The organism is Halomonas caseinilytica (genome assembly GCF_001662305.1).
GTDB classification, from domain to species: domain Bacteria; phylum Pseudomonadota; class Gammaproteobacteria; order Pseudomonadales; family Halomonadaceae; genus Halomonas; species Halomonas caseinilytica.
On sequence record NZ_BDEP01000005.1, the window covers coordinates 137,967 to 162,381 of the forward strand.

18 protein-coding genes are annotated in these 24,415 nt (G+C 66.8%); 4 read left to right on the plus strand and 14 right to left on the minus strand.

Annotated elements, in window-relative coordinates:
- Positions 1 to 77 precede the first annotated feature (77 nt).
- From recD to recC, 3 genes are read right to left on the minus strand one after another with little or no spacing between them, the layout of a single operon-like run.
- A complete protein-coding gene (recD, locus tag A9O65_RS03875) occupies positions 78 to 2,249 on the minus strand; it encodes an exodeoxyribonuclease V subunit alpha (protein ID WP_064701417.1) in 2,172 nt (723 codons plus the stop codon).
- Positions 2,246 to 6,178, minus strand: coding sequence for an exodeoxyribonuclease V subunit beta (gene recB / locus A9O65_RS03880; RefSeq protein ID WP_064701418.1), 3,933 nt, complete (start codon positions 6,176 to 6,178; stop codon positions 2,246 to 2,248). The genes recD and recB overlap by 4 nt, the downstream gene beginning before the upstream one ends.
- Positions 6,175 to 9,864, minus strand: a complete 3,690-nt coding sequence (gene recC / locus A9O65_RS03885; RefSeq protein WP_064701419.1) for an exodeoxyribonuclease V subunit gamma — start codon at positions 9,862 to 9,864, stop codon at positions 6,175 to 6,177. Before recC ends, recB begins: the two co-directional genes overlap by 4 nt.
- Positions 9,865 to 9,996: 132 nt before the next feature.
- On the opposite strand from recC, the gene A9O65_RS03890 reads away from it, so the two are divergent.
- Positions 9,997 to 10,485 (plus strand): metallophosphoesterase family protein, encoded by a 489-nt coding sequence (locus A9O65_RS03890; protein ID WP_064701420.1) that lies wholly within the window; start codon positions 9,997 to 9,999, stop codon positions 10,483 to 10,485.
- Positions 10,486 to 10,539: 54 nt separating this feature from the next.
- On the opposite strand, the gene A9O65_RS03895 is transcribed toward A9O65_RS03890, so the two are convergent.
- From A9O65_RS03895 to A9O65_RS03930, 8 genes are all read right to left on the minus strand, one after another.
- The gene (locus A9O65_RS03895) at positions 10,540 to 11,850 is read right to left on the minus strand and encodes an arsenic transporter (protein ID WP_064700107.1); all 1,311 of its coding nucleotides are present in this window, start codon (positions 11,848 to 11,850) and stop codon (positions 10,540 to 10,542) included.
- A gap of 28 nt (positions 11,851 to 11,878) precedes the next feature.
- A complete protein-coding gene (gene arsH, locus A9O65_RS03900) occupies positions 11,879 to 12,595 on the minus strand; it encodes an arsenical resistance protein ArsH (protein ID WP_064700106.1) in 717 nt (238 codons plus the stop codon).
- Positions 12,592 to 12,978 carry an ArsR/SmtB family transcription factor gene (locus tag A9O65_RS03905; protein ID WP_064700105.1) on the minus strand — a complete coding sequence of 129 codons (387 nt, stop codon included), beginning with the start codon at positions 12,976 to 12,978 and terminating at the stop codon, positions 12,592 to 12,594. The genes arsH and A9O65_RS03905 overlap by 4 nt, the downstream gene beginning before the upstream one ends.
- Before the next feature lie 138 nt (positions 12,979 to 13,116).
- A complete protein-coding gene (locus tag A9O65_RS03910) occupies positions 13,117 to 14,634 on the minus strand; it encodes a malonate--CoA ligase (protein ID WP_064701421.1) in 1,518 nt (505 codons plus the stop codon).
- Complete coding sequence (locus tag A9O65_RS03915) at positions 14,631 to 15,986, minus strand: malonyl-CoA decarboxylase (RefSeq protein WP_064701422.1); 1,356 nt, start codon at positions 15,984 to 15,986, stop codon at positions 14,631 to 14,633. Before A9O65_RS03915 ends, A9O65_RS03910 begins: the two co-directional genes overlap by 4 nt.
- 13 nt (positions 15,987 to 15,999) lie before the next feature.
- Positions 16,000 to 17,334 carry a TRAP transporter large permease gene (locus tag A9O65_RS03920; protein WP_064701423.1) on the minus strand — a complete coding sequence of 445 codons (1,335 nt, stop codon included), beginning with the start codon at positions 17,332 to 17,334 and terminating at the stop codon, positions 16,000 to 16,002.
- A gap of 1 nt (position 17,335) precedes the next feature.
- A complete protein-coding gene (locus A9O65_RS03925; protein WP_064701424.1) occupies positions 17,336 to 17,857 on the minus strand; it encodes a TRAP transporter small permease subunit in 522 nt (173 codons plus the stop codon).
- A gap of 63 nt (positions 17,858 to 17,920) precedes the next feature.
- Positions 17,921 to 18,925, minus strand: a complete 1,005-nt coding sequence (locus A9O65_RS03930; RefSeq protein WP_064701425.1) for a TRAP transporter substrate-binding protein — start codon at positions 18,923 to 18,925, stop codon at positions 17,921 to 17,923.
- A gap of 145 nt (positions 18,926 to 19,070) precedes the next feature.
- On the opposite strand from A9O65_RS03930, the gene A9O65_RS03935 reads away from it, so the two are divergent.
- Complete coding sequence (locus A9O65_RS03935) at positions 19,071 to 19,745, plus strand: GntR family transcriptional regulator (protein ID WP_064700099.1); 675 nt, start codon at positions 19,071 to 19,073, stop codon at positions 19,743 to 19,745.
- 10 nt (positions 19,746 to 19,755) lie between these two features.
- Here A9O65_RS03935 and A9O65_RS03940 read toward each other — a convergent pair whose 3' ends face one another.
- From A9O65_RS03940 to A9O65_RS03950, 3 genes are all read right to left on the minus strand, one after another.
- Positions 19,756 to 20,244 carry a methylated-DNA--[protein]-cysteine S-methyltransferase gene (locus tag A9O65_RS03940; RefSeq protein WP_064701426.1) on the minus strand — a complete coding sequence of 163 codons (489 nt, stop codon included), beginning with the start codon at positions 20,242 to 20,244 and terminating at the stop codon, positions 19,756 to 19,758.
- Positions 20,241 to 21,644: an AlkA N-terminal domain-containing protein gene (locus A9O65_RS03945; RefSeq protein WP_064701435.1), complete on the minus strand. Its 1,404-nt coding sequence runs from the start codon at positions 21,642 to 21,644 to the stop codon at positions 20,241 to 20,243. The genes A9O65_RS03940 and A9O65_RS03945 overlap by 4 nt, the downstream gene beginning before the upstream one ends.
- A gap of 88 nt (positions 21,645 to 21,732) precedes the next feature.
- Positions 21,733 to 22,197 carry an Lrp/AsnC family transcriptional regulator gene (locus A9O65_RS03950; RefSeq protein WP_064700097.1) on the minus strand — a complete coding sequence of 155 codons (465 nt, stop codon included), beginning with the start codon at positions 22,195 to 22,197 and terminating at the stop codon, positions 21,733 to 21,735.
- Positions 22,198 to 22,332: 135 nt separating this feature from the next.
- On the opposite strand from A9O65_RS03950, the gene kynU reads away from it, so the two are divergent.
- The gene (gene kynU / locus A9O65_RS03955; protein ID WP_064701427.1) at positions 22,333 to 23,562 is read left to right on the plus strand and encodes a kynureninase; all 1,230 of its coding nucleotides are present in this window, start codon (positions 22,333 to 22,335) and stop codon (positions 23,560 to 23,562) included.
- Positions 23,563 to 23,571: 9 nt separating this feature from the next.
- Complete coding sequence (locus A9O65_RS03960; RefSeq protein ID WP_064701428.1) at positions 23,572 to 24,330, plus strand: alpha/beta hydrolase; 759 nt, start codon at positions 23,572 to 23,574, stop codon at positions 24,328 to 24,330.
- The last annotated feature ends 85 nt before the right edge of the window (positions 24,331 to 24,415 follow it).

A 24,415-nucleotide genomic window follows, 5' to 3' on the forward strand; every position in this document is an offset into this window, starting at 1 on the left:
TTATATCTTTCTCAAGTGATGCTGCTGGTCGGAAACCGGCCCACAACCAATGATTGATCAAAGGGAGCTGATATCAATTAACTCCGCAACCCACTTACCCTCATCACTCTCCGCTGCGCGGCGTCCAGTAGTTGCCCTCGGCCGATTTCCACCAGTGTCAGCCAGTGGCGGGCGCGGGTGATGCCGGTGTAGACGAGTTCCCTTGTGAGAATCGGGTTGGGGGCGTCGGGGAGTACCAAGGCGGCGTGGGTGAATTCCGAGCCTTGGGATTTGTGTACGGTCATGGCGAACACGGTTTCCACGGCTTGCAGGCGTGAGGGCAGTACCCACTTGATGCGGTCGCTGCCGTCGCCGGCGGGGAAGGCGACGCGCAGCAGGCGTGGGTTGTTGTCGCTTGGGTTGGCATCGGGGCGCGGCATGGCCAGCGTGATGCCGATATCGCCGTTCATCAGCCCGAGGCCGTAGTCGTTCTTGGTCACCAGCACCGGGCGGCCGGGGTACCAGAGGTGGCGGCCGTCCTGGCTGTCGATCAGTCCTTCCTTTTCCAGTGCCTGACGCACGCGTTCGTTCAGGCCTTCCACACCCCAGGGGCCGCGCCGCAAGGCGCACAGCAGTTGGAAGTGGCCGTGGGCTTCGAGCACTTTTCTGGCCCAGTCGTCGAAGGCCGTTTGATCGGCGTCGTCCGCCGGGCGTTGCTCGGCCATGATCGAGAGAAAGTGACGATAGCCGACCGGAGGCGTTCTGCTGGCGGCGGCGGTACTTGTCTCGGCCTTGGGAAAGCCTTCGGGATAGCCGGTCACCGTGAGGCGGGCCAGGCGGCGTTCGTCGTCCTTGGGTAGCTTCAGGTGCGAGAGGTCGGCGAAGCCGGCGCTGAGAGCCTGCTGAATCGCCCGGCGCTGCTCGGCGGGTTCGTTCTCTCGATCGAGCGGGGCGTTGATGGCGGCGGCCAGTTGGCCGATGCCGCTGTCGGCGGTGAAGCGGTGGCTGACGCGCAGCATGGCGATGCTCTGGTCGAGCGGCTGGCCGTCGGCGTCGAGATAGTCGCCGGGCAGTGTCTGGCCGGTGGCATCATTCAGCCAGTCGGCGGTGGCCGGGGTGTAGTGGCCGCCATCGGCGCGGACGCAGAGGTCGCCGAGGATCGAGCCGGCTTCCACCGAGGCGAGCTGGTCCTTGTCGCCGAGCAGGACCAGCCGGGCGTGGGGCGGCAGCGCTTCGAGCAGGGCGGCCATCATACCCACGTCGACCATCGAGGCTTCGTCGACCACCAGCATGTCGAGCGGCAGCGGATTATGGCGGTCGTGGCGGAAGCGTCGTGTATCGGGGCGTGAGCCGAGCAGGCGGTGTAGCGTGGAAACGTCCTGCGGCACGGCCTTGTGGAGCCGTGCGGCGGGGCTTGTCTCGCCATCGCTCGGTGTTGTCTCGATCTCGGCCTGGCTGGCCAGGGCGCCGAAGGGCAACTGGCCGACCTGGCCGGCGATGGATTCGTTGAGCCGGGCGGCGGCCTTGCCGGTGGGCGCGGCGAGGCGGATGCGCAGGGCGGGCTCGCCGGCGCCCAGGGTGAGGGCCTGGAGCAGGGCGAGCAGGCGCACTACGGTAGTGGTCTTGCCGGTGCCGGGGCCGCCGGTGATCACCGCGAAGCGCGAACGCGTGGCCAGGGCGCAGGCGGTCTTCTGCCAGTCGAGCTCGTCGCGGGGCGCGAAGAGGGTATCGAGCAGCGGCCGCAGGCTGGCGGCTTCCATGGTCGTTTCATCGACCGTGAGCCGCGCTGAGATCCGGCTGTGGATATCCTGCTCGTGCTGCCAGTAGCGGCGCATATACAGCCGGGGTCGTTCGGCGTCGCCATCGAGCACCAGGGGCGTGGCGCCGGGGCCGTCGCCGACCAGCTCAGGCTGGTGCAGGGCGGCGCGCCAGGTGGCGACATCGAGCCCGGCCATCACCTGGCTGGGCAGTGGCGGCGGTTCCTCCAGGCTGTCCCCCTCGGGGGGCAGCGAGAGGGCGAGGTCCGGTGTTTCCAGGGTGAGGGCGAGGTCGAGGCAGACATGCCCGCGCCCGAGCTGGTGGCTGGCGAGTGCCGCCGCCAGCAGCAGTGCGGGTGAGGCCTCGCTTACCTCGCGACGCAGGAAATCGGCGAAGGCGCGGTCGAGCGAACGCAGCCAGCCGCGCGCCACCCAGCGCTCGAGCAGGGCGAACAGCGCTTCGTGATCGTCGAGGGCGCGCTCGGGGGAAACAGTCGTGATATCCGGCGTCATGCGGCGGCCTCCTCGGCGTCGCGGAACAGGGCGTCGAGCCCTTCGATCAGTTCGTGGGATGGGCGCTCGGCATGCACGCCGCGTGAGGGCGCGCGAGTGCCGCGCAGGAAGACGTAGAGCGCGCCGCCCAGATGGCGGTCGATGTCGTAGTCCGGCAGGCGGGAACGGAGCAGTCGGTGCAGGGCCAGCAGGTACAGGCAGTACTGCACGTCGTAGCGTTTCTCGAGCACCGCATCCATCATGGCCTCGGGCGAGTAGGCGGCGTCGTCCGCTCCCAGGTGGTTGGATTTCCAGTCGAGCACGTAATAGCGCCCCTGGTGTTCCGCCACCAGGTCGATGAAGCCCTTGAGCATGCCGTTGAGCCGATCGGGGTCGAGCGCCGGCCGGGGCCTTCCGCCGAGTGTGTGAGTGCTTACGAGGGCGTCCAGCCGGCGGGTGTCGACCCGGTGGGCGGCCAGCCAGAATTCCATCTCGATCTTGTAGCTCTCGAGCTGGTCGAGGCGCAGCGGGGTGTCGTCCGTGGCCGTCTCCGCTGGGCTGTCAGGCACCGGCAGTTCGGCGCTCAGCAGGCTGGGCAGCCATTCGGCGAGGGCGGGAATCTGGCTTTCCCAGCCGCGTCGGTTGGCGCGGCGGGCCAGGGTCTCGTCGCGCAGCTCGGCGTCCTCGACGACCCGGGCGAAGCCGTGCTGGCCGGCCCATTCCAGCAGGCCATGCAAAAACGTGCCCGCCGAGGGGCCGCGAGGAAATCTATGCAGTGAGCCCTCGCTCACCGTAGCGGCGCCGGCATCGTAGGGCTCGCCGATTACTTCCATCGCCGTGGCTTCGCCAGCGGTGGTGGGCTCCGGTGACGGCTCGGCCTCGACGCTGGTAGCGGATTCCGTGTCGTTATCCGGAGTGGCGCCGGTACGTAGTGCCGAGTAGCTGGCGATCCACCAGTGTTCGCGAATGGTGCGTTGCGGGCGGCGAGCCGGGGCCAGTGGCGCTTCGTCGTCGTCCGGCGGTACGGGCGTGGTGTCCACGTCGGGGGCGTCGCTGACGACGACCGTGGCGCCTTCGCTGCCATCATGAGCCGCGTCATCGAGGGCTTCCAGCGCGGGGCGCAAGGCGTCGGGTGGCAGCGGTTGGCCGCCGGCGACGAGCCAGCCAATGGCCGAGTGCTCCAGGCCTTCCAGCGGGGCGAGGCCGAGCCAGGTGGCGTGCCGTGCCCGGGTCAGGGCGACGTAGAGCTTGCGCATGTCCTCGCTGAGCCGTTCGTGATCGGCACGCTCGCGTATCGTCTCGTCGGCTTCCAGGGAAAGGTGCAGCCGGCCCTCGTCATCGTGCCAGCGCAGCGGCAGGTCGGTTTTCTTGGTCGGCCGGGCCGCGGCGATGAAGGGCAGGAAGACCAGCGGGTACTCCAGCCCCTTGGACTTGTGGATGGTGACGACCTGAACGAGATCGGCGTCGCTCTCCAGACGCAGGCGATGGGCCTCGCCCTGTTCCTGCGGCCGGGCGATGGCCTCGCGCAGGTGGCGCAGCAGGGCGTGCTCGCCGTCGAGCTCGTTGCTGGCTTGCTGGAGGAGTTCGCCGAGGTGCAAGAGGTCGGTCAGTCTCCTTTCCCCCTCGGGCACGGCCAGCAGCCGTCCTGGTACGCTGAAGTCGGCGAGGATCTGGTGAATCATCGGCAGCACGCCACGCTGTCGCCATTGGCGGTGGTAGTCGCGGAACTGCATCACTCGGGCTTCCCAGGCCAGTTCGTCCTGCTGGTTGCCGCCGCTCATGGCGTCCAGCTCGGCCAGCGTCAGGCCGAGGCTGGGGCTGGCCAGGGCGGCGCGCAGGGCGCGGTCGTCGTCGGGTGCGGCGCAGGCGGCCAGCCACAACTCCAGCTCGGCGGCGGCCTCGGTCTCATACACGCCTTCCTTGTCGGAGAGGTAGACGCTGCGCACGCCGCGCTCGAGCAGCGCACGGCGGATGGCACGTGCCTCGCCGGCGTTGTTGACCAGCACGGCAAGATCTGACGGCGCCAGGGGGCGGAAATCCTCGCCTTCGGTGAAGCCGGTTCGGCCGGCCTGGCCTTCGCGGAGCAGTGCGGCCATCTGGCTGGCGCAGCGCGCGGCCAGCTCCCGCAGGTAGGCGGATTTCGACAGCGGCGTCTCGGCGTCGACGTGCCAGAGAGTCAGGGCTGCCTGGGGCGCGCCGTCGCGGGTCAGTGAGTCCTTGCGTCCCTTGGCGCTGACGGGCTGAAAGGGAACGGGGTCTTCTCCGCCCTGGCGGAACAGGAAGGCGCCGCCTTCGTTGTGTGCCTCGGCGTATTCGAATACGCGGTTGACCGCGGCGACCATGTTGGCGGCGGAGCGGAAGTTGGTGCCGAGGGTGACGTGGCGACCGGCGGTGTCGCGCCGGGCCTGGAGATAGGTGTGAATATCGGCGCCGCGAAAGGCGTAGATGGCCTGCTTGGGGTCGCCGATCAGCAGTACGGCGCTCTTTTCAGCGCCCGAAGCCGCGCTCTGTTCAGCGCCCGATGCCGCGCTCATTTCACTGTCATCAACGACACCACGGTTCTCGGCGAGTCGATAGACGTGGTCGAATAGCCGGTACTGCACCGGGTCGGTGTCCTGGAACTCGTCGACCAGCGCCACCGGGAACTGGGCGCGGATACGCGAGGCCAGGGTCTCGCCGGCCTCGCCCTGGAAGGCTGCATCGAGCCGGTGCAGCAGGTCGTCGGGGCCGAGTTCGGCACGGCGGCGCTGGACCGTCTCGCGGCGCCGCGCCATCCAGTGCACGGCGTGGGAGAGCAGGTTGGCGAAGGGCTCGGGCAGTTCGGCCAGGCGGTCGCGCAGTTCGGCCAGGGCGTCCAGGGCGGGATGCGTCGGCGGCGGGCCTTCCTTCCAGATCTCGGCCAGGCCCTCCGGCGTCAGGCGTTTCCAGGCGGCATCGGTGAGATCGGGCGTCACGGCCTCGGGGTCACTGGCCCAGTCGCGCAGCTTGTTGAGCCAGTTGGCGCGGTTCTTGGCGTTGAGCTTCTGGCCATTGAACGCCTTGCGGGCGGCGGCGTCATCGAGCAGTGCTTCCAGTTCGTCGACCCAGGCCGGCCAGGGCGCCTTGAGTTCGCCGAGGATGCGTTCGCGCTCGGCCCGGGCGCTGGCCAGCGTCTCGGCCGGAGGTGGCGCCTCGGGCAGGGCGGCGGCGTGGGCCCGCAGGCGGCCGACGGCCTCGTTGAGGGCGTCCGGCGAAGCCCAGTGCTGGGTGATCACGCCCAGGGCCTCGGGGTCGAGGGCGTAGTAGAAGGTTCGCCAGTAGTCCCGGGCGATCTCCTGATCCATCGCCGACTGGTCGAGTTCCATGGTCAGGGCGAACAGGCTGCCGCTGTCGAAGGCGTGCTCGCGCAGCATGCGGTGGCACCAGGCGTGAATGGTGGAGACGGCGGCTTCGTCCATCCATTCGGCGGCCAGGCGCAGGCGGCGGGCGCAGGCCGGCCAGCTTTCCCGGGGGTAGCTGTCGCGCAGGGCGAGCAGCGGGTCCGCAGGACGCTCGGCGGTGGAGGTGCTGCCGGGCGCTGGCTCTGCCGAACTCTGTGGCTCGGCGAAGAGGTCGGGGGTGGTGTTCCGGGACGGACTTCCTTCAAGGCCTGCTCCAGGCGCCCCTTCGGCGCCTTTCCCCACCGCGCTGGTATCGGCCTGAAAGGCGTCGGCGGCTTCGACGAGCCGGGCGCGGATGCGTTCGCGCAGTTCCTGGGTGGCGGCGTTGGTGAAGGTTACCACCAGGATTTCCGGTGGCGTCAGTGGTCGGGGAAAGGCCGCGGTGTCGTCGGCGTCGCGCGGACCGAGCACCAGCCGCAGGTAGAGCAGGGCAATGGTGAAGGTCTTGCCGGTGCCGGCGCTGGCCTCGATCAGGCGGCTGCCGGGCAGCGGCAGGTGAATCGGGTCCAGGTTGGGGGCGTGTTCGCTCATGACTTGTCTCCCCTCGGCTGGCGCTTTGCGGTGCCCGACATCTGCTTCTGGGTGACCTTCACCATATAGTGCAGTGGCCCGTAGAGGCGTTCGGCCAGTTCGCCGAAGCGTCGACCGGCGGCCTGGTGGCGGGCCAGCTCGTCGAAGTCGCGCCACTGGCGGGCCAGGTAGGCGTCGCGGCTGAGTTCGCCGCCCTGGTGGTCGTTGCCTTCCAGGGTCTGGACGGCAGCCTTGGCGGCCTTGAGATCGGTTTCTTCGGCGTTCTCCGCGTCGCCGAGGTAGCGCTCGACCCCGCTGGCGTCGCCGCCTTTCTCGATCCAGGCGAAGGCGGTGTCGCGGGCCAGCGGCAGCGGCGCGGTCATGCCGGCCTGCCAGGCCGAGGCGATGGCGGTCAGCCGGGCGCGGGCTTCGTCTGCGGGCAGCGGATACAGCGTGCCCTCGCCGGCCCGGGAGCGCAGCTCGGTGATCATCGGGCCGACGGCGATCTGGGCGGCCAGATGCTCGACCCAGGGTGTCAGCCAGTGTTTCCAGTTGTACTTGCTCTGATTGATCAGGCTGCTGGTGAGCAGCAGCAGGCGGCAGGTTTCGCCCTGGTCGTTCTCGCGCAGCTCGCCGAGCCAGTCCTCCACGGCCAGTTCGCCGCCGTCGGCGTCCAGCGAGAGCGAGACCGGTGCCGGCATCGGCCGGGCGTGGGGCCAGGCGTCGAGCAGTTCGGCGTATTTGACGAACAGCTCGTCCAGGGGCGCGACGAGGTCCTCGCGCATGCGTTGGGCGAAGCCGCCCATGGCCAGCCGGCCCTCGCGCTCGAGCCGCGCCAGGGTCTCGTCGACGACGGGCATGGGCGGCTCGCTGGCTTCCACGGCGCGTCGCCCGGCGCCGATCAACTCGTTCTGGAGTTGCCAGTGGGCCAGGCCGTCGAGGTCGAAGGGCTCGTGGTCGGGGCTTTCGGCAGCCTCGCGCTCTAGGTACACGCCGAGCCGGGTGTGGAAGAAGGCCTTGACCGGATCCTTGAGGAAGGCGCCGAGTTGCTTGAGCGTCAGTGGAGTTTCCTGGGCCATGGGGGGCAAGGTGGGGGTGCGCGCACAGCTTGTGGCGTTTGTCGGCGTGGCCGTTGAGTCGCGTCCCTTGGCACTCTGCGGTGCATGAATCGCCCGCCATTCATGGGCATAGGTGAACAGCCCCTGGTCGGCGGTGGCGTCGGGGCGGTGGGACTGGCGGAAGTAGGTGCGGCTGAAGGGCTGCAGCGGGTGCTCGGTGGTCAGGGCATCGAGCAGCGCCTGGCCGTCGCCTGCCTGTTCATCCGCTGCGTGCCCGGCCAGGCGCCAGCCGTCGGCGATATGGTCGCGCAACTGGCCGAGCAGCACCGAGGGCGGCTGTAGGGCGTTGTCGTGAATGCTGCGGCCGACCCAACTGATCATCAGCCGCTCGCGGGCCGAGAGCAGCGCCTCGAGGAACAGGTAGCGGTCGTCCTCGCGGCGCGAGCGGTCGCCGGGACGGTAGTCGTGGCCCATCAGGTCGATGTCCAGCGGGCGCTGGGTGCGCGGGTAGTCGCCGTCGTTCATGCCCAGCAGGCAGACGTGGCGGAAGGGAATGGCGCGCATCGGCATCAGGGTGGCGATGTTCACCGCGCCGGCCAGGAAGCGCTGGGAGAGGTTGTTGCCGTCGATCTGGCCGAGCCAGTGCTCGCGTACTACCGAGAGCGGCAGGGGCTCCTCGAGGCCGGCATCCTCGGTGGTGTCGCGCCATTCGTCGAGCAGTTCCTCGAGCCGGGTCAGGGTGGTGAGATCGGCTTCGTCGGCGGCGCTGAAGCAGTCGGCGAGCAGCTCGCGCAAGCGCTGGCACCAAGTGGCTACGTCGGCGGGCTCGCTCAGGCGGCGCCAGAGAGTGTCCAGGGTATCGAGCAGATCCACCAGCGGGCCGGCCAGCGCGGCTTCCAGGCCGCCGATGTCGCCGAACGGCTCAATGCCGTGCCAGGGGCCGTCGGCGTTGTCGCCCACCGCATAACCAAGCAACAGGCGGCGCAGGCCGAAGACCCAGGTGTTGGCGGTGAGCCCGTCGGGCAGGTCGAGGCGGGCACGCTGGTCGGCGCTGAGTCCCCAACGAATGCCGGCGCCTTCGATCCAGCGGCGCAGTACCGGCAGGGCCTCGGCGTCGAGCCCGAAGCGCTGGCGCAGGGCGGGCACTTCGAGCAGGTCAAGCAGCTCGCCCACGCTGAGCCGCGATTCGGGCAGGTGCAGTAGCGCCTCCAGGGCGATCAGCAGCGGCTGGCGGTGGCGGCTGGTCTGGTCGGAGAGCGTGAAGGGAATATGGCGCGGATCGTCCGGTGCCAATCGCCCGAACACCGCCTGGACGGCGGCGGTGTAGGTGTCGATGTCGGGCACCATGACCAGGATGTCGCGGGGTTTGAGGCTCGGGTCGGCGTCGAAGGCGGCCAGCAACTGATCATGGAGGATCTCGACCTCGCGCAGGGCGCTGTGGGCGACATGGAAGCGCAGGCTGGTGTCGTGCTCCGGGTCGACGGCCGGCCAGGTGTCGCGGGTCTCGCTCGGCGGGCGCAGCTCGAGGATGTCGTCCTGCAACTGCTGGAGCAGGCCGGGTGCGTCGCAGCCTTCCAGCGGCGACTCGAAGAGGTCGATGCGCAGCGACTCGGCCTCGAAGCGGGCTCGGTAGCTTTCCTGGTCGTCGAATTCGTCGAGCAGGCGCAGGTAGTCGCGGCCCTGCTTGCCCCAGGCGGCCAGCAGTGGTTGGGCGTGGAGGTGCAGTTGGGTGTCGTCCAGCTCGATGGGCATGCCGGGGCGGCGTTGCTGGCGCTTGCGTGCGGCACGCAGCAGGTCCTTGTGCTCTATGATGTCGGCCCAGTAGTGGCGACATGGGTTGTGCACGCAGAGCACCACCTGGCTGACTCGGGCGATGGCGGCCAGGGCCTCGAGGGTCTGGCGGGGCAGCGAGGAGATGCCGAACACCATGACACGACGCGGCAGGCCGGCAGGACGCGTCTCGGGGGTAAGTTCCTTGCAGGCTTCGAGAAAGCGGCTGTGCACCAGGGCACGGCTGGTGCCCAGCCCCGTCGCGCCGATGTCGTCGCGCAGGTAGCGCCACAGGGCGGGCTGCCAGCGCTGATCGTCGTCGAGCGGCCGGGCCTGGCCGCGGGCGTCGATGAGCTCGTCGCGGCCTTCCGCCCAGGCCGCCAGCCAGTCGGCGCGGTAGACCTGGTACTGGTCGAACAGATCGGCCAGGCGCTCGGCGAGCTGGTGGCGCTTGCGCAGGTCATCGTCATCGGCCAGAAAGCGCGCCAGCGGGGCGAACAGCGGGTCGTCGAGCAGGGCGGGCAGCAGGCGCATCAGCCGCCAGATCAGCCGGGGCTTGTCGAGCGGCGACTCCGGCGGGACGGCACCCTCGCCCTCGCGATGCACCAGCACGCTGCGGTAGGCCTGCCACAGGAAGCGCGCCGGCAGGGTGACGTCGAGCGCCGCCGCCACGCCACTGCCCTGCGGATCATCGGCGGCCAGGGCGAGCTTGAGCCACTGGCTGATGCCGTTGCTCTGCACCAGGATGGTCTCGTCTTCCAGCGGCGTCAGCGGATGGCTGCGCATCCAGGTCACCGCCAGGTCGCGCAGGTCCTCCAGGCGATTGCCATGCACCACCATGAAGCCGGGTTGCAGGGTGGTGTCGGATGTGGCGAGCATGGCAGTTCCTTCGCGGCGGCGAGCATGCCTTCATGGTGCCGCAAATCGGTGGCGGTATAAATGTGGTGGTTGCTGGTCAAGGACAATCACTGGCGTCAAGCATGGGACTGCGTGCATCACGGGAGCTGGCGCATGAACACCGAACGTTTCGAATGCGACACGCCGATCGGTGTGATCGCCGACACTCACGGCACACTGCGCGACGAGGCGCTGACGATGCTCGAGGGTTGCGGGCTGATCCTGCATCTCGGCGATGTGGGCAGCCGCGATCAGGATGCGGCGATACTCGAGCGGTTGGCCGAGCTGGCGCCGGTCCATACGGTGCGGGGCAACGTCGACACCGCGGCCTGGGCCGAGCGGCTGCCCTGGCATCTCGATCTGGTGGTCAACGGCTGGCGTCTGCACCTGGTGCACGACATCGCCGACTTCGATAGTGCCACTTCCTGCGACGTCGTGCTGCATGGCCACTCCCACAAGGCGCGCAACGAATGGCGCAACGGCCGGCTGCTGTTCAATCCTGGCGGTGCCGGCCGGCGTCGCTTCTCGCTGCCGCTGACCCTGGGCAAGCTGTGGGCCGACGAGGCCGCGCTGCGCAGCGCCATCCTGCATCTGCCGGTGTGAGCGCGACACGGCGGCACTGCACTCCTGAGTCCGGGCGCTTCGGGCATGAACGATCTAGGGGGCCGGCAACACGGGCAGCCACAGTGCCAGGGCGAGCAGCGTGGCCAGCAGCACCGGCGGGGTGATGACCAGCCCGACCTTCATGTACTGCCCCCAGCCGATGCGGTAGCCCTTGCCGGCCAGCACATGTAGCCAGAGCAGGGTGGCGAGGCTGCCGATGGGGGTGAACTTGGGCCCTAGGTCGTTGCCGATGACGTTGGCGTAGACCATCAACTGCTGAGTCTGCTGCGCGACATCCGCCTGGTCGATGGCCAGCGCGCCGATCAGCGTGGAGGGCATGTTGTTCATCAGTGAGGCCAGGATGGCGGAGGCGAAGCCGGTGCCGAGGGTCGCCACGATCGTGCCTTGCTGGCCCAACCACACCAGCACATTCGCCGCTCGGGCGGTCAGCCAGGCATTGCCCAGGCCATAGACCACCAGGTACATGCCCAGCGAGAACAGCACGATCTGCCAGGGAGCGTTGGCGATGACCTTGCGAAGCGGGATGACATGCAGATGTCCTGGCGTCAGCCATCGACCGGCGATGGCCATCAGCACGATGGCGGCCACGCCCATGATGGCAGCGAACGGGATCGGCCAGCGGGTCGTCAGGAACAGGGCGATCAGCAGCACGCCCAGCAGCGGAAAGGCGGCGCGAAAGACCTGGTGATCGCGAATCGCTGAGGCCGGTGCCTCGAGTCGCTCGACATCGTAGCGGGCGGGGATATCGCGGCGGAAGTACCAGCCCAGCACGACGAGGGTGGCGATCAGCGAGACCAGGTCGACCGGTACCATGATCTGGGCGTAGCGCGTGAAGCCGATATCGAAGTAGTTGGCGCTGACGATGTTGACCAGGTTGGAGATGATCAGCGGCAGGCTGGTCGAGTCGGCGACGAAGCCGGTGGCGATGATGAAGGCCAGGGCAGCCCCCGGGCTGAAATCGAGCCGCGCCAGGATGGCGATGACGATGGGCGTCAGCAGCAGGGCCGCGCCATCGTTGGCGAACAACGCCGCGATCATCGCGCCGAGCATCACGATCAGTGGAAACAGCAGGCGGCCGCGGCCGTTGCCCCAGCGGGCGATATGCAGTGCGGCCCAGGCGAAAAAGCCCGCTTCGTCGAGGATCAGCGAGATGATGATCAGGGCGACGAAGGTGAAGGTAGCGTCCCAGACGATGTGCCAGACGGTATCCACATCGCCCCAGTCGACCACGCCGGTGGCCAGTGCCACTGCCGCGCCGCCCAGGGCGCTCCAACCGATACCCAGCCCTTTCGGCTGCCAGATGACCAGCACCAGCGTGGCCACGAAGATGGCGAAAGCCAGCATGTTCGATTCCCTTCTGTCGGCGATCCTTTCAGTGCGTGGCCTGATTGACGCGTCGGGACACGGCTTCGGCACTCTCTACCCGCTCCGAGTAACGGTCGGTCAGGTAAGCGGCGCGCCCGCGCGTCATCCAGGTGAACTTCACTAGTTCCTCGCAGACATCGACGACCCGGTAGTAGAGCGGCGAAAGATGCATGCGACCGGCCTCGTCGAACTCGTTGAAGGCCTTGGGCACGGACGACTGGTTGGGGATGGTCAGCATGCGCATCCAGCGGCCGAGGATGCGCAGTTGATTGACGGCATTGAAGCTCTGGCTACCGCCGGAGACCTCCATGACCGCGAGTGTCTTGCCTTGGGTCGGTCTGACACCGCCCAGCGCCAGGGGTATCCAGTCGATCTGGGCCTTCATGATGCCGGTCATGGCGCCGTGACGTTCGGGGCTGACCCACAGCATGCCCTCGCTCCACTCGGCCAGGTCGCGCAGCTCCTGCACCTTGGGGTGCTCGGCGTCGGTATCGTCGGGCAGCGGCAGGCCGGAGGGATTGAAGGTGCGCACGTCGCAACCGAACCAGCGCAGCAAGCGTGCGGCTTCCTCGGAGAGCAGGCGCGAGTAGGAACGTTCGCGCAGCGAGCCGTACAGCACCAGAATGCGCGGGGGATGACGAGGTTGGTCCGGGCCGACCAGAGCGTCGACGTCGATGGGGTGCAAGTACTCGGGGTCGATGTTGGGTAATTGATCCAGCCTCATGAGGCGTCCTCACCGTTGCACAGGTTCTCGCCAGCCTCTCGGCTGCAGTCGGCGGCGGGGTGTTGCAACTCCCGAAGGAGCGGTTCACACAGTTCGGCGCGTCCGGCGCAGCAGTCGCGCACCAGGAAGCTGAGTGTCTCTCGCATGTGATCCAGGTTGGCTCGATAGATGATCGAGCGGCTCTGTCGACGCGAGCTCACCAGTCCTGCCCGCGACAGCACGCCCAGATGCGTCGACATGGTGTTGTGCGGCACATCCAGTAGCCGGGCGATCTCGCCGGCCGGGAGACCTTCCGGTTCGTACCGTACCAGGACGCGGAAGGTCGCCAGGCGGGTCGCCTGGGAAAGTGCCGTGAAGGCGTCGAGAATCTTTTCATTGTCCATATGTCGAGAATTACAGAAATGAAGGCGAAAATCAATTGATGCTGAGATTCGTGGCTCAGGCGCCTGGCAAATCGCCGCTCGTCATGCGGATCAGCGACGGCACCGCCGTCGGGGTGCCGTCATGGGAGGCAGGGCGACTCAGCGGTAGGTAGCGTCGAAGCGCTGGCGCAGCTCGTTCTTCTGCACCTTGCCCATGGTGTTGCGGGGCAGGGCGTCGATGAAGAAGACGCGTTTTGGCTGCTTGTACTTGGCCAGGCGGCCCTGCAGGTGATCGAGCACCTGCGCTTCGTCGAGGCTGGCGCCCGGCTCGCAGACTACCGCCGCCGTGACGCCTTCGCCGAAGTCCGGATGGGGCAGGCCGATCACCGCCGACTCCTGTACGCCTTCGAGCTCGTCGATCACCTGTTCGACTTCCTTGGGATAGACGTTGTAGCCGCCGGAGATCACCAGATCCTTGTCGCGACCGACGATTTGCACGTAGCCGTGATCGTCGATCATGGCCAGGTCACCGGTGATGAAGAAGCCGTCTTCCAGCAGCTCCTCGCGGGTCTTCTCGGGCATGCGCCAGTAGCCGATGAAGACGTTCGGGCCGCGTACCTGCAGCAGGCCGATCTCGCCTTCGGCGACTTCCTCACCCGTATCGCGGTCGGTGATGCGGATTTCCACACCGGGCAGCGGCTTGCCGACGGTGCCGGCGCGGCGCGGGCCGTCATAGGGGTTGGAGATGTTCATGTTGGTTTCGGTCATCCCGTAGCGCTCGAGGATGGCGTGCCCGGTTCTGGTCTCGAAGGCTTCATGGGTCTCGGCGGTTAAAGGGGCGGAGCCGGAGACGAACAGCCGCATATTGGCGGTGCGCTCGGCCGTCAGGCGCTCGTCGGCCACCAGTCGGGTGTAGAAGGTGGGCACGCCCATCATCACGCTGCCGCGGGGCATTTCCTCGAGGATGACCTCGGCGTCGAACCTGGGCAGGAAGAGCATGCTCGAGCCGGCCATCAGGCTGACGTTGCAGGCCACGAACAGGCCGTGGGTGTGGAAGATGGGCAGGGCGTGGATCAGTCGATCTTCCGCCTCGAAGCGCCAGGCTTCCACCAGGGTCTCGGCGTTGGAGGCGAGGTTGCGGTGGGTCAACATGGCACCCTTGGAGCGACCGGTGGTGCCGGAGGTGTAGAGAATGGCGGCCAGGTCGTCGGCCTCGCGTGGCACTGTCTCGTTGCGCGGCGTGGCGCGTGCGGCCTTATCCAGCAAACTGCCGTCGGCATTGGCTCCCAGGGTTTCCACCGCCGGGCAGCCGGCCTCGGCGGCAATGGCACGGGCATCCTCGTGGACCTGGGGCCGGCAGACGAACAGGGCGGGTTCGGCGTCGCCGAGGAAGTAGCGGATCTCATCAAAGGTATAGCCGGTGTTGAGGGGCAGATAGACGCCGCCGATTCGTAGGCAGGCGAGGTAGAGCAGGATGACTTCGGGGCTCTTGTCGACCTGGACGGCGACCCGGTCGCCGGGCGAGACGCCCAGCTCGGTCAGGGCGCCGGCCAGGCGCGCGCTTTCGGCGAGTGTGTCGGCGTAGGAGTAGCGTCGACCCTCGCGGGTGGTTATGAAATCGGCGTCGCCGCGCTGCTGCATGCGGCTGGCGAAGCTCTCGAAGAGGTTGTGGCTCATTTCAGCTCTCCCTTGGCCTGCTGTTTCCTGGCCTTGCGGGCGAGGTCGCGTACCTCGCTCGAGCAGGCCACGGTGGCGTTGGCGGTGTAGTTCTCGTGGTTGCGTTCGATGTCGTTGAGCACGTAGAGGTAATTGACCATCAGGCCGACGGCCTGCTCGAGCCCCTTGTCGGAGATGTCGCCGAGCCAGTTGATGCGATGCAGCTCGGCGCCGTTGCCGAGGTGAAAGCGAGCCACCGGGTTGAGCGGCAACCCCCGGTCGTTCTTTTCCTGCGTCAGATAGCGGGCGGCCATCGGCCGCACGACGGCCTTGAGGGCCTCGGCACGTTCGGGATCCCGGTGCCAGCCCGGCTCGTCCAGGGCCGCGAGCGCCTCGCGCTGGGCCTCGGACGTACTGTCGTCGTCACGCTGTGCCTTCAGCCATTGGGCAAAGCCCGGCACCGGCGAGAGGGTGACAAAGTGCTTGAGCTGGGGCAGTTCCTGCTTGAGTTCCTGCACCACTTGCTTGATCAGGAAGTTGCCGAAGGAAATGCCGCGTAGCCCGGTCTGGCAGTTGCTGATGCCGAAGAAGGCGGCGGTGTCGGCATCCTCGGGTGCTTCCACGTCGCTGTCTTCTCCCGCCAGGATCGGCTGGATGTGATCCGGCAAGCCCTTGCACAGCGCCACTTCGACGAAGATCAGCGGTTCATCGCCGATGGCGGGATGGAAGAAGGCAAAGCAGCGCCGGTCACGGGTATCGAGCCGTCGACGAAGGTCGTTCCAGTCGTGGATTTCGTGCACCGCCTCGTAGTGGATGATGCGCTCGAGCAGCGAGGCCGGTGTGTTCCAGTCGATGCGCTTGAGCATCAGGAAGCCGCGATTGAACCAGGAGGCGAAGAGGTGGGCGAAGTCGGCATCGATGCCCGCCAGCTCTGGGTGTTCGCGACGCAGGGCGAGCAGGACCTCGCGCATGCGGACCAGTTGATAGGTGCCGTCGCGGGCGAGGTTGAGTCGCCGGAACAGCTCCTGACGCCGTGGTTCGCAGGCCTCGAACAGGCCGTTCAGGGTGGCGTTGTCGCGAGACTCGCGATAGGCGGCGTAGGCCTGGTCGATCCGTGTCGGATCGGCGGCGAATTCCTCGGCGAGCCGGGCGAAGAAACGCCGGCGTTCGCTGCCATCCAGCCGCTCGTACATGGCCAGGGCGCGGCTGGCCAGGGCGATGCTCGAGGCCTCGCCATCGCTTTCCAGCAGGGCACGACAGGCGCCCACCAGGTCGGCGTGGTCAGGATTGGTGTTGTACCCGTGGCGACGTCGCAGCAAGGCGTCGCGCTGGGTGATGTTGTTGAACATCTCCTGCAGGAAGGTCATGTTCATGACGTCGACTCCTTCAGCCCATGAGCAGGTCGGGTAGCCACAGGGCAAGGCCCGGGAAGAGACACAGCAGGACGATTCCCAGCACCATGCACAGTGCGTAGGGGAGGCTGCCGAACAGGATGTCGCGCAACGAGATGTCCGGTGCGATGCCCTTGATGATAAAGAGGTTGAGGCCGACCGGCGGCGTGATCAGGCCGATCTCCAGGTTGATGGTCAGCACCACGGCGAACCAGTAAGGATCGAAGTTGGCGGCCAGAATGATTGGCAGCAGGATCGGGGCGGTCATCACGATCACCGCCACCGGCGGCAGGAAAAAGCCGGCTACCAGCAAGAAGACATTGATGACACCCATCAGCACCCAGCGATTGACCTCCAGCTCGGCGATGGCGCCGGCCACGGTCTGGGTGATGAACAGCGACGACAGGGCGTAGGCGAACACCTCGGCACAGGCGATCACCAGCATGATCATCACGCTCTCGCGCAGAGAGTCGCGCATGATCAGCTTGATGGGACCGACCTGCCACATGCGGTAGATGAGAATGGCCAGTGCCAGGCACAGAAAGGCGCCGACGCCGGCGGCCTCCGAAGGCGTGGCCACTCCGCCGTAGAGCGCGAACAGGATGCCCGCTACCACGGCCAGGAAGGGCAGCACCCGGATCAAGGCCTTGATGTTGGAGTCGACGTTGGTCTTGACGGTCTCCTTCAGGCGCTCGGTTGTCTGGGCTATTGGTGCCTGATAGCCGCCGGCCAGCTTGCAGGCAATGATGGTCCAGACCATGAATAGCCCCGCGAGCATGAAGCCCGGCACCACCCCGGCGATGAATAATCGGCCGATGGAGGTCTCGCTGGCGATGCCGTAGATGATCATGGTCACCGAGGGCGGGATCAGGATGCCCAGGGTACCGCCGGCGGCAATGCTGCCAGCGGCGACGCCATCCGGATAGCCGCGGGTGCGCATCTCGGGGATGCCCATCTTGCCGATGGCCGCGCAGGTGGCGGGGGAAGAGCCAGAGAGAGCGGCGAAGATCGAGCAGGCGCCGATGTTGGAGACCGCCAGGCCTGCCGGGAGCCGTCCCATCCACAGGTCCAGCGAGCGATAGAGATCGCGGCCGGTGGGCGAGGAGGCCACGGCGGCACCCATCAGGATGAACATGGGAATGGCAACGAAGCCGAAGTCGGCGATGCGCTCGAAGAAGGTCTCGCCGAAATAGGTCAGTTCCGGCAGGCCCCGGTCATACAGCAGGGCGAGCAGCGAGACGCCGCCCAGGGCGAAGGCGATGGGAGTGCCGATGGCCATCAGTGCCACGAGGGCGAGGGCCACGATGATGCCGAGTGTAATCGGGTCCATGTCAGTCCTCCCCGCGCAGCAGTTCGGCGATGTACTGCAGGGTCAGCAGACTACTGCCCACGGCCAGCGGCAGCAGGGCCGGCCAGAGCGGCGGATTCCATACCGTGCCGGTGGTCCACTGCCCATGCCAGGCCTCGGCCAGATAGATCCAGGCGCCGTAGCTCAGGGCCGCGCAGAAGCCGAGGCCGACCAGCGAGGCCATCCACTGCATGACCTTGCGGGCCACGCCTCCCACCATGTCGGGCAGCAGGGTAATGGCGACATGGCCACCGGTCATCAGCACGTAGGCACTGCCCATCAGCATGGCGCCGGTGACGGAGAAAACAGTGAATTCCGTCTGCCAGCTGGTGCTCATGCCCAGCACGTAGCGCACGAACACCATGTGGCAGACCGCGAACACGCCGGCGATGAACATCACGGCAGCCAGGTAGGCGGCGTAGCGAGAGACGCTGTCCATCATGCGAATATAGAGATCGATGAGTGGCAGGCGTCCGGCAAAGGGTGAAGTATTGGCCATGGCCATGTCGTCCTCCCGAAGTCAGGGACACCGGCGTGGTGGGCCGGTGTCGGTGGCGGAGCCGGTGGGTCAATCGACGGCCAGGGCGGCATCGATGAGGGCTTGCCCATCGGGGACGTTCTCGGCGAAGTTCTTGTAGGCGCTCTGCTTGGCGATCTCCAGCCAGGCGTTGTAGTCCTCTTCGCTCATGCTCACGACCTCGACGCCGTTCTCCTCGAAGACATCGACCATCTGCTGGTCCAGGCCGGCTGCCTGCTCGGCGAAGAACTCCTCGGCGTCCTGGCCGGCTTCCATGAGCGCCTGCTGCTGCGCCTCGTCGAGTTTCTGCCAGCTCTGCTCGGCGATCAGGATCGGTTCGTACATGAACCACAGGGCGTGCTCGCCGGGTTCGGTCAGGCACTCGACCTGCTCGTAGATGCGGTACGAGACGAAGGACATCGATGAGGTGTTGGCGGCATCCAGCACGCCGGTCTGCATGGCGGTGTAGATATCCGAGGAGGGCATGGAGGTGATCGATGCGCCTGCGGCTTCCAGCATTTCCTCGAAGGCCGGGCCGGCGGCGCGGAAGTTCTGGCCCTCGACGGTGTCCGGCGAGGTGATGCAGCGATCGCTGGAGGCGAAGCCACCGGCCAGCCAGGCATCGGCCAGCACTCGGGCGCCACCTTCCTGGATGACGTCCTTGATCATGCCCATGAACTCGGAGTCGTTCAGCCGCTGGGCGTGCTCGTGGTTGCGCACCAGGCCGGGCATCAGGGTAGCGGAGAACTCGGGGTGGCGGCCGCTGGCGTAGTCGAGCGGCAGCGCGGTGATGTCCAACCGGCCCCGAGACAGAGCGGCCCACTGCTCGCGTGCCTTGAACAGCGACTGACCGGGATAGACCTCGACTTCGAGCCCTACATCGGCGTCGGCGACCCTCTCGGCCATCAGTTGGACCATTTCATCACGCACGTCGCCTTGCCCGCCGGGAAATTGGTGGGAGGCGCGCAGTACCGTCTGGGCAGCCGCGGTAGAACTGGCGGCGAGCGTGGCGATAGCCAGGCCGGCCACCAGGGGTGGCATGTATGAGCGTTTCATGGCGTCTCCTTGGAGATTGTTCTTGTATGAAGTGTGTATCAGCTAGGCTGATGTATACTTCAATAGCCGTATTGAAATACCAGTGTCAAATTTAGGACCTTAGACCAAGGGGTGAGGCAAGCGCGTGAAGAGAGGAGCCCAGACCATGAAACGGTCGAATACGCAGCGACTTCGGGATGCACTGGAAGACGACATCATCAATGGGCGGCGCGCACCGGGGGAGCGCCTGGATCCGGAAGCTCTGGGCCGTGAGTTCGAGGTGTCGCGCACGCCGGTGCGCGAGGCGATCCAGCAGCTGGTGGCCAGCGGTCTGGTCACGGTCTCGCCGAAGAAGGGAACCTTCGTGGCCAAGGTGGGCATCGATCAGTTGATCGAGATGTTCGAGGTGATGGCCGAGCTGGAGGGAATGTGCGGGCGGTTGGCCGCCCGGCGGATCAGCGACGCGGAACTGACGGAGCTGCGCGAGGCCCTGGCGCGATGCGAGACGGCAGCTCGGGCGGGCGATCCCGACGAGTACTATTACGAGAACGCGGCCTTTCACGACTGCATCTATCGGGCCAGCCACAACGGTTTTCTGGATAGCGAGGCGCGCCAGTTGAAGCAGCGGCTCAAGCCCTACCGACGCCTGCAGCTTCAGGTGCGTCAGCGCATGGGCAGCTCGTTGGAGGAGCATCGCGAGATTGTCGCTGCCATCGAGGCCGGAGAGGCCGAGCGGGCCGAGCGGGCGCTACGCGATCACGTGCTCATCCAGGGCGAGCGCTTCAGCGACTTCGTCGCCAGCGTGCGCCGGCTCGGCACCCTGCAGGAGGATGCCGTCTGAGCGAGCCACTTCATGCCAGTTGAAAAGAAATCTCGCCGGCTTCGTGGGCCAGCAGCCATTGCTTTCGCCCGATGCCACCGGCGTAGCCGGTGAGTCGGCCGTCGCTGCCGATCACCCGGTGGCAGGGCACGACGATGGCGATGGGGTTCTTGCCGTTGGCGGCTCCCACCGCGCGCTGGCCGCCCTTGCAGCGGAGTTGCTCGGCGATCTCGGCGTAGTTGCGGGTCTGCCCGTAGGGAATGGTGGTGAGCGCCTCCCAGACGCGCTGCTGGAAGTCGGTGCCTTCGGGCGCGAGCGGCAGGTCGAACTCGCGGCGTTCGCCGGCGAAATACTCGGCGAGCTGCTGCCGGGCACGCTCGGTGATCTCGTTGGGGCGTGGCGCAGCGTCCTTTTCCATGACGAAGGCGATCTCGTTGATGCCCGAGGCCGTGGCGCTCAGGCGCAGTAGGCCGAGGGCGTCGCTTTGCGGGGGCTGGTAGTAGTCGAGGGCGTCGGTCATCGGCTCGCCTCCATGACGTTCGGTTCCAGGTTGTCGGGCGCCGGCTCCCGAGACCATAGCTGAAGGGTCAGGTAGCTGCGCCAGGGTGCGGCGTCGGCCGGGTCGATGCCGCCCAGGTGGCCAAGGGCTCGTCGTACCCCGGCGTCGCCATCCAGCCAGATGTCGGGATGCCCTATACCGCGCATGGCGGCGTAGTTTGCCGTCCAGGGACCGATGCCCTTGAGGGCCGTCCACTGGAGCGGATCGTCGCCCGATCCGGCACCAGCGTACCAGCTCGCGAAGCGTTGCAGGGTCGCCTTGCGTGCACCGGGCATGCGCAGGAAGGCGAGTTCGCTGGCGGCAATGGACTCGGGCGTGGGGAAATGATGGCCATGCTCGGTCGGCTCGCCCAGTCGGGCGACCAGGGTGCCGACCAGTCGACGCGCGGCGACGATGGAGACCTGCTGGCCGAGGATCGCCCGCACGCCGGCCTCGAATGGCGACCAGACGCCGGGCAGGCGCAGGCCCGCAATCAGCGGCAACCCCGGCACGACACGACCGAGATGGGCCTCGATGGTAGCGGTATCGGCATCCAGGTCGAGAACCCGGCGAATCCGCCGTACCACCGGTGCCAGGGCAGCAAGATCGTCCAGCGCCAGGTGCACGCGGAAAGCGTGGTGTTCGGGATGATGCTCGGCGGTGAACCAGCCGCGGGCGTTGCCCCAACGGATATGGCGGCCATAGTGATGCTCGCCGACCCACTCCAGGCCTTCGATGGCGCGTTGGCGGTGGAAGCCGTGTAAGGACTGCCAGGCATAGGGCGGCCGGTAGGCGAGCGTCAGCGTCAGGTCGTCGCCGCCATCGCCACCGTGGCGGCGCAATTCCCGAGGAGCCAGGCCGATGTGGCGGCGAAAGGCGTCGTTGAAACGCCTCAGGCTGCGAAAACCGCTGGCGTGGGCGACCTCGGTGACGGGCAGCCTGGTCTGATGCAGCAGTTGCTTGGCGAACAGGCACTGGCGATGCAGCGCATAGGACTTGGGTGAGACGCCGAGACGTTGCTGGAACAACTGGCGCAGATAACGTTCGCCGATGCCCAGGCGCTCACAGAGCGCGCCCAAGGTGGCCTCGCTCAGGGCGCCCTCGTCGATCAGCCGCAGGGCTCGTTCGAAGGTGGTGTGGGGGCCACGCCAGGCGGGCGAATCCGGTGCACTGTCCGGCCGGCAGCGCAGGCAGGGGCGAAAGCCATCCTGCGAGGCGGCCAGGGCGCTCTCGTAGTAACGCACGTTGCGTTCATGGGGTGGGGTGGCCGGGCAGATCGGGCGGCAGTAGACGCCGGTGCTGGTCACCGCGATGAAGAAGCGGCCGTCGAACCGGGCATCCCGAGCCAGACGAGCCTGGCGGCACTGGGCGGGGTCCAGCATGATGGCGTTCTCCTCCGGCATCCCGAATCGATGTGGCCAGTGTATCGCGACGTATCGCGGAAACTAGCCGGAATCGGCAGTGAAGACGTCAGTCCGTTCTCAGTGGCCCGTTGGTCTTGAGGGTGTCCATGGCGACCTGAGTGGCAATGTCGTGGATGCCGTCCAGAGGACTGACCACTTCGGCAAGGAAGCTCGACAGCGCACCGAGGCTGCCCACCACCACCTTGATGATGAAATCGTGGTTGCCGGTAACGGTATGGCACTCGATCACCTCGTCCCGTTTCAGCAGAGCGGCTACGGCGCTTCGCGGGTCGTCCATGCGGTGCTTGTCCATGGAAAGGAAAATGAAGGCCGTGACCTGCAGGCCCAGGGCGTCGGGGGAGACGCGAAGCGAATATCCCTGGATCACGCCCTCGCGTTCCAGTCGTGCAAGGCGTCGCGAACATTGGCTGGTGGAAAGGTTCACCCGCTCTGAGAGTTGCCCCAGCGTCAGGCGGGCATCGCGCTGCAGGATATGCAGGAGTTTCAGATCAAAACGGTCGAGTGATGTCATTTCTCTTTATAAAGCCATTATGCGCAATAATTTTGCATAAAAGTGGGGTTTAGCGTGGAAAAACGCAACCTCTCGTCATCCATCTGCTCCTAGAATGCCCTGCAGCGATTCCCTTTGCCTGCCCGGAGATTCGATATGAGAGTGAACCTGGATCGTGTTCGTGAGCTTGATCGCCAGGATCCACTGGCGACCTTCAAGGAGCGCTTCGCGCTGCCGGAGGGCGTGCTCTACCTCGATGGCAATTCCCTCGGTGCCCAACCCCTTGCGGCCCGAGATGCGGTCGCCGAGACCCTGGATCAGTGGCGTGACGAGCTGATCAAGGGATGGAATCAGGGATGGTTCGATGCGCCGGAACGGCTCGGTAACCGGCTTGCCCCGGTGCTGGGGGCGGGTGAGGGCGAGGTGATCGTCACCGATAACATCACGCTCAACATCTTCAAGTTGCTGGGCTATATCATCGGCCAGCGTGATGAAGGACGCGGGGTGGTACTGAGCGAGGGCGGCAACTTTCCCACCGATGGCTACATCGCCCAGGGCTTCAGTCGCTTCGGCGGGCATGAGCATCGTTTCCTGCCCGAGGGGGCGCCGCTCGAGGCACATCTCGACGGTGTCGATGTGGTGGTGCTGAGCCAGGTCAATTACCGTACCGGTGCGTTGCGCGACATGGCGGCCGTCACCCGCCAGGTGCATGCACACGGCGCCGAGATCATCTGGGACCTGGCCCACTCGGCTGGGGCCTTGCCGGTGGACCTGAACGGCTGCGGGGCCCGTTATGCCGTGGGTTGCACCTACAAGTACCTCAACGGTGGCCCTGGTGCCCCGGCGTTCCTGTACGTCCAGCGCGATCACCAGGACGGTGGCTGGCAGCCGCTTTCCGGCTGGCACGGTCATGCCGCGCCCTTCGACTTCGAGGCGGATTATGCCCCGGCCGGCGATATCACCCGCTTTCGCACCGGGACCCACTCGGCGTTGACCTACCGTGCCCTGGAGGCATCGCTCGACATGTGGCAGGACGTCGATCTCCAGGCATTGCGCACCAAGAGCCTGGCGATGAGCGAGCTGTTTCGCGATTGTCTGGCTGATTTGCTCGAATCCTACGGCATTACCGATATCACCCCGGCGGCCGGGGAGAGGGGCAGCCAGGTATCGCTGGTGGACACCGAGAATGGCTTCGCCATCGTCCAGGCGCTGATCGCCCGGGGTGTGATCGGCGATTACCGCGAGCCCGGCTTGATGCGTTTCGGCTTCACGCCGCTCTACCTGAGCTTCGAAGATGTCTGGCAGGCCGCCGGGCATTTCCGCGAGGTGCTGGAAACCGGCGAGTACCGGGAGTCGCGCTTCAACGTGCGCGGTGCCGTAACCTGAGGATGCGCCATGAGCGATGCCCTGGATCGCGAGTATTCACCGAGCCACTACGCCCGGGATGTCGCAGCCACCCTGGCGCGGCAGGCGGCGATGGGGCGGCAGGTGGTCGAGCGCCATGCGCCATGCCGGCTTGCCTATGGTGACGATCCACTGGCCAGGCTGGATCTTTTCGTGCCTCGGGGCGACGGCCCCTGGCCATTGATGGCCTTCATCCATGGAGGTTACTGGCAGGAACTGGACCATACCGCCACTGACTTCCTGGCCGAGCGTTATCTGGCACGAGGCATGGCCTTCGCTTCCCTGGGCTACGGGCTGGCGCCGGCGACATCAATCGAGACCATGGGCGAGCAGTGCGCGCGCGGGCTGGCGGAGGCGCGGACGGCGCTCGATGCGCGGGGCGGTGTCGACGCCGTGACGCTCGGCGGTCACAGTGCCGGGGCCCAACTGGCCTGTCGAGTGGCTGATGAGGCAGGCAAGGACATCGACGCGCTGCTGCTGGTCAGCGGTGTCTATGACCTGACGCCGCTGGTCGACACCTACGTCAATGTACCGCTTTCGCTCGACCCGGCGCAGGCCCGGGCGTTGAGCCCGCTGTTCGGTGAGCTGACCGGACTGCCGCCGAGCCGAGTGTTGATCGCCGAGCACGACTCGCCCGCCTTCCGTCGCCAGGGACGCGACTTCGTGAGCGCACTGAACGCTGCCGGTGGCAGGGCGGATCTCGTCGACCTGCCGGACTGCGATCATTTCGACATTCTCGACCATCTCTAGGCTGCCGAGGCGGCCATCACCACAACAACAATGGAGGCCGCGACGCGGCTTCCCCTGGATCTATTGGGGTCATCATCTAATGTAG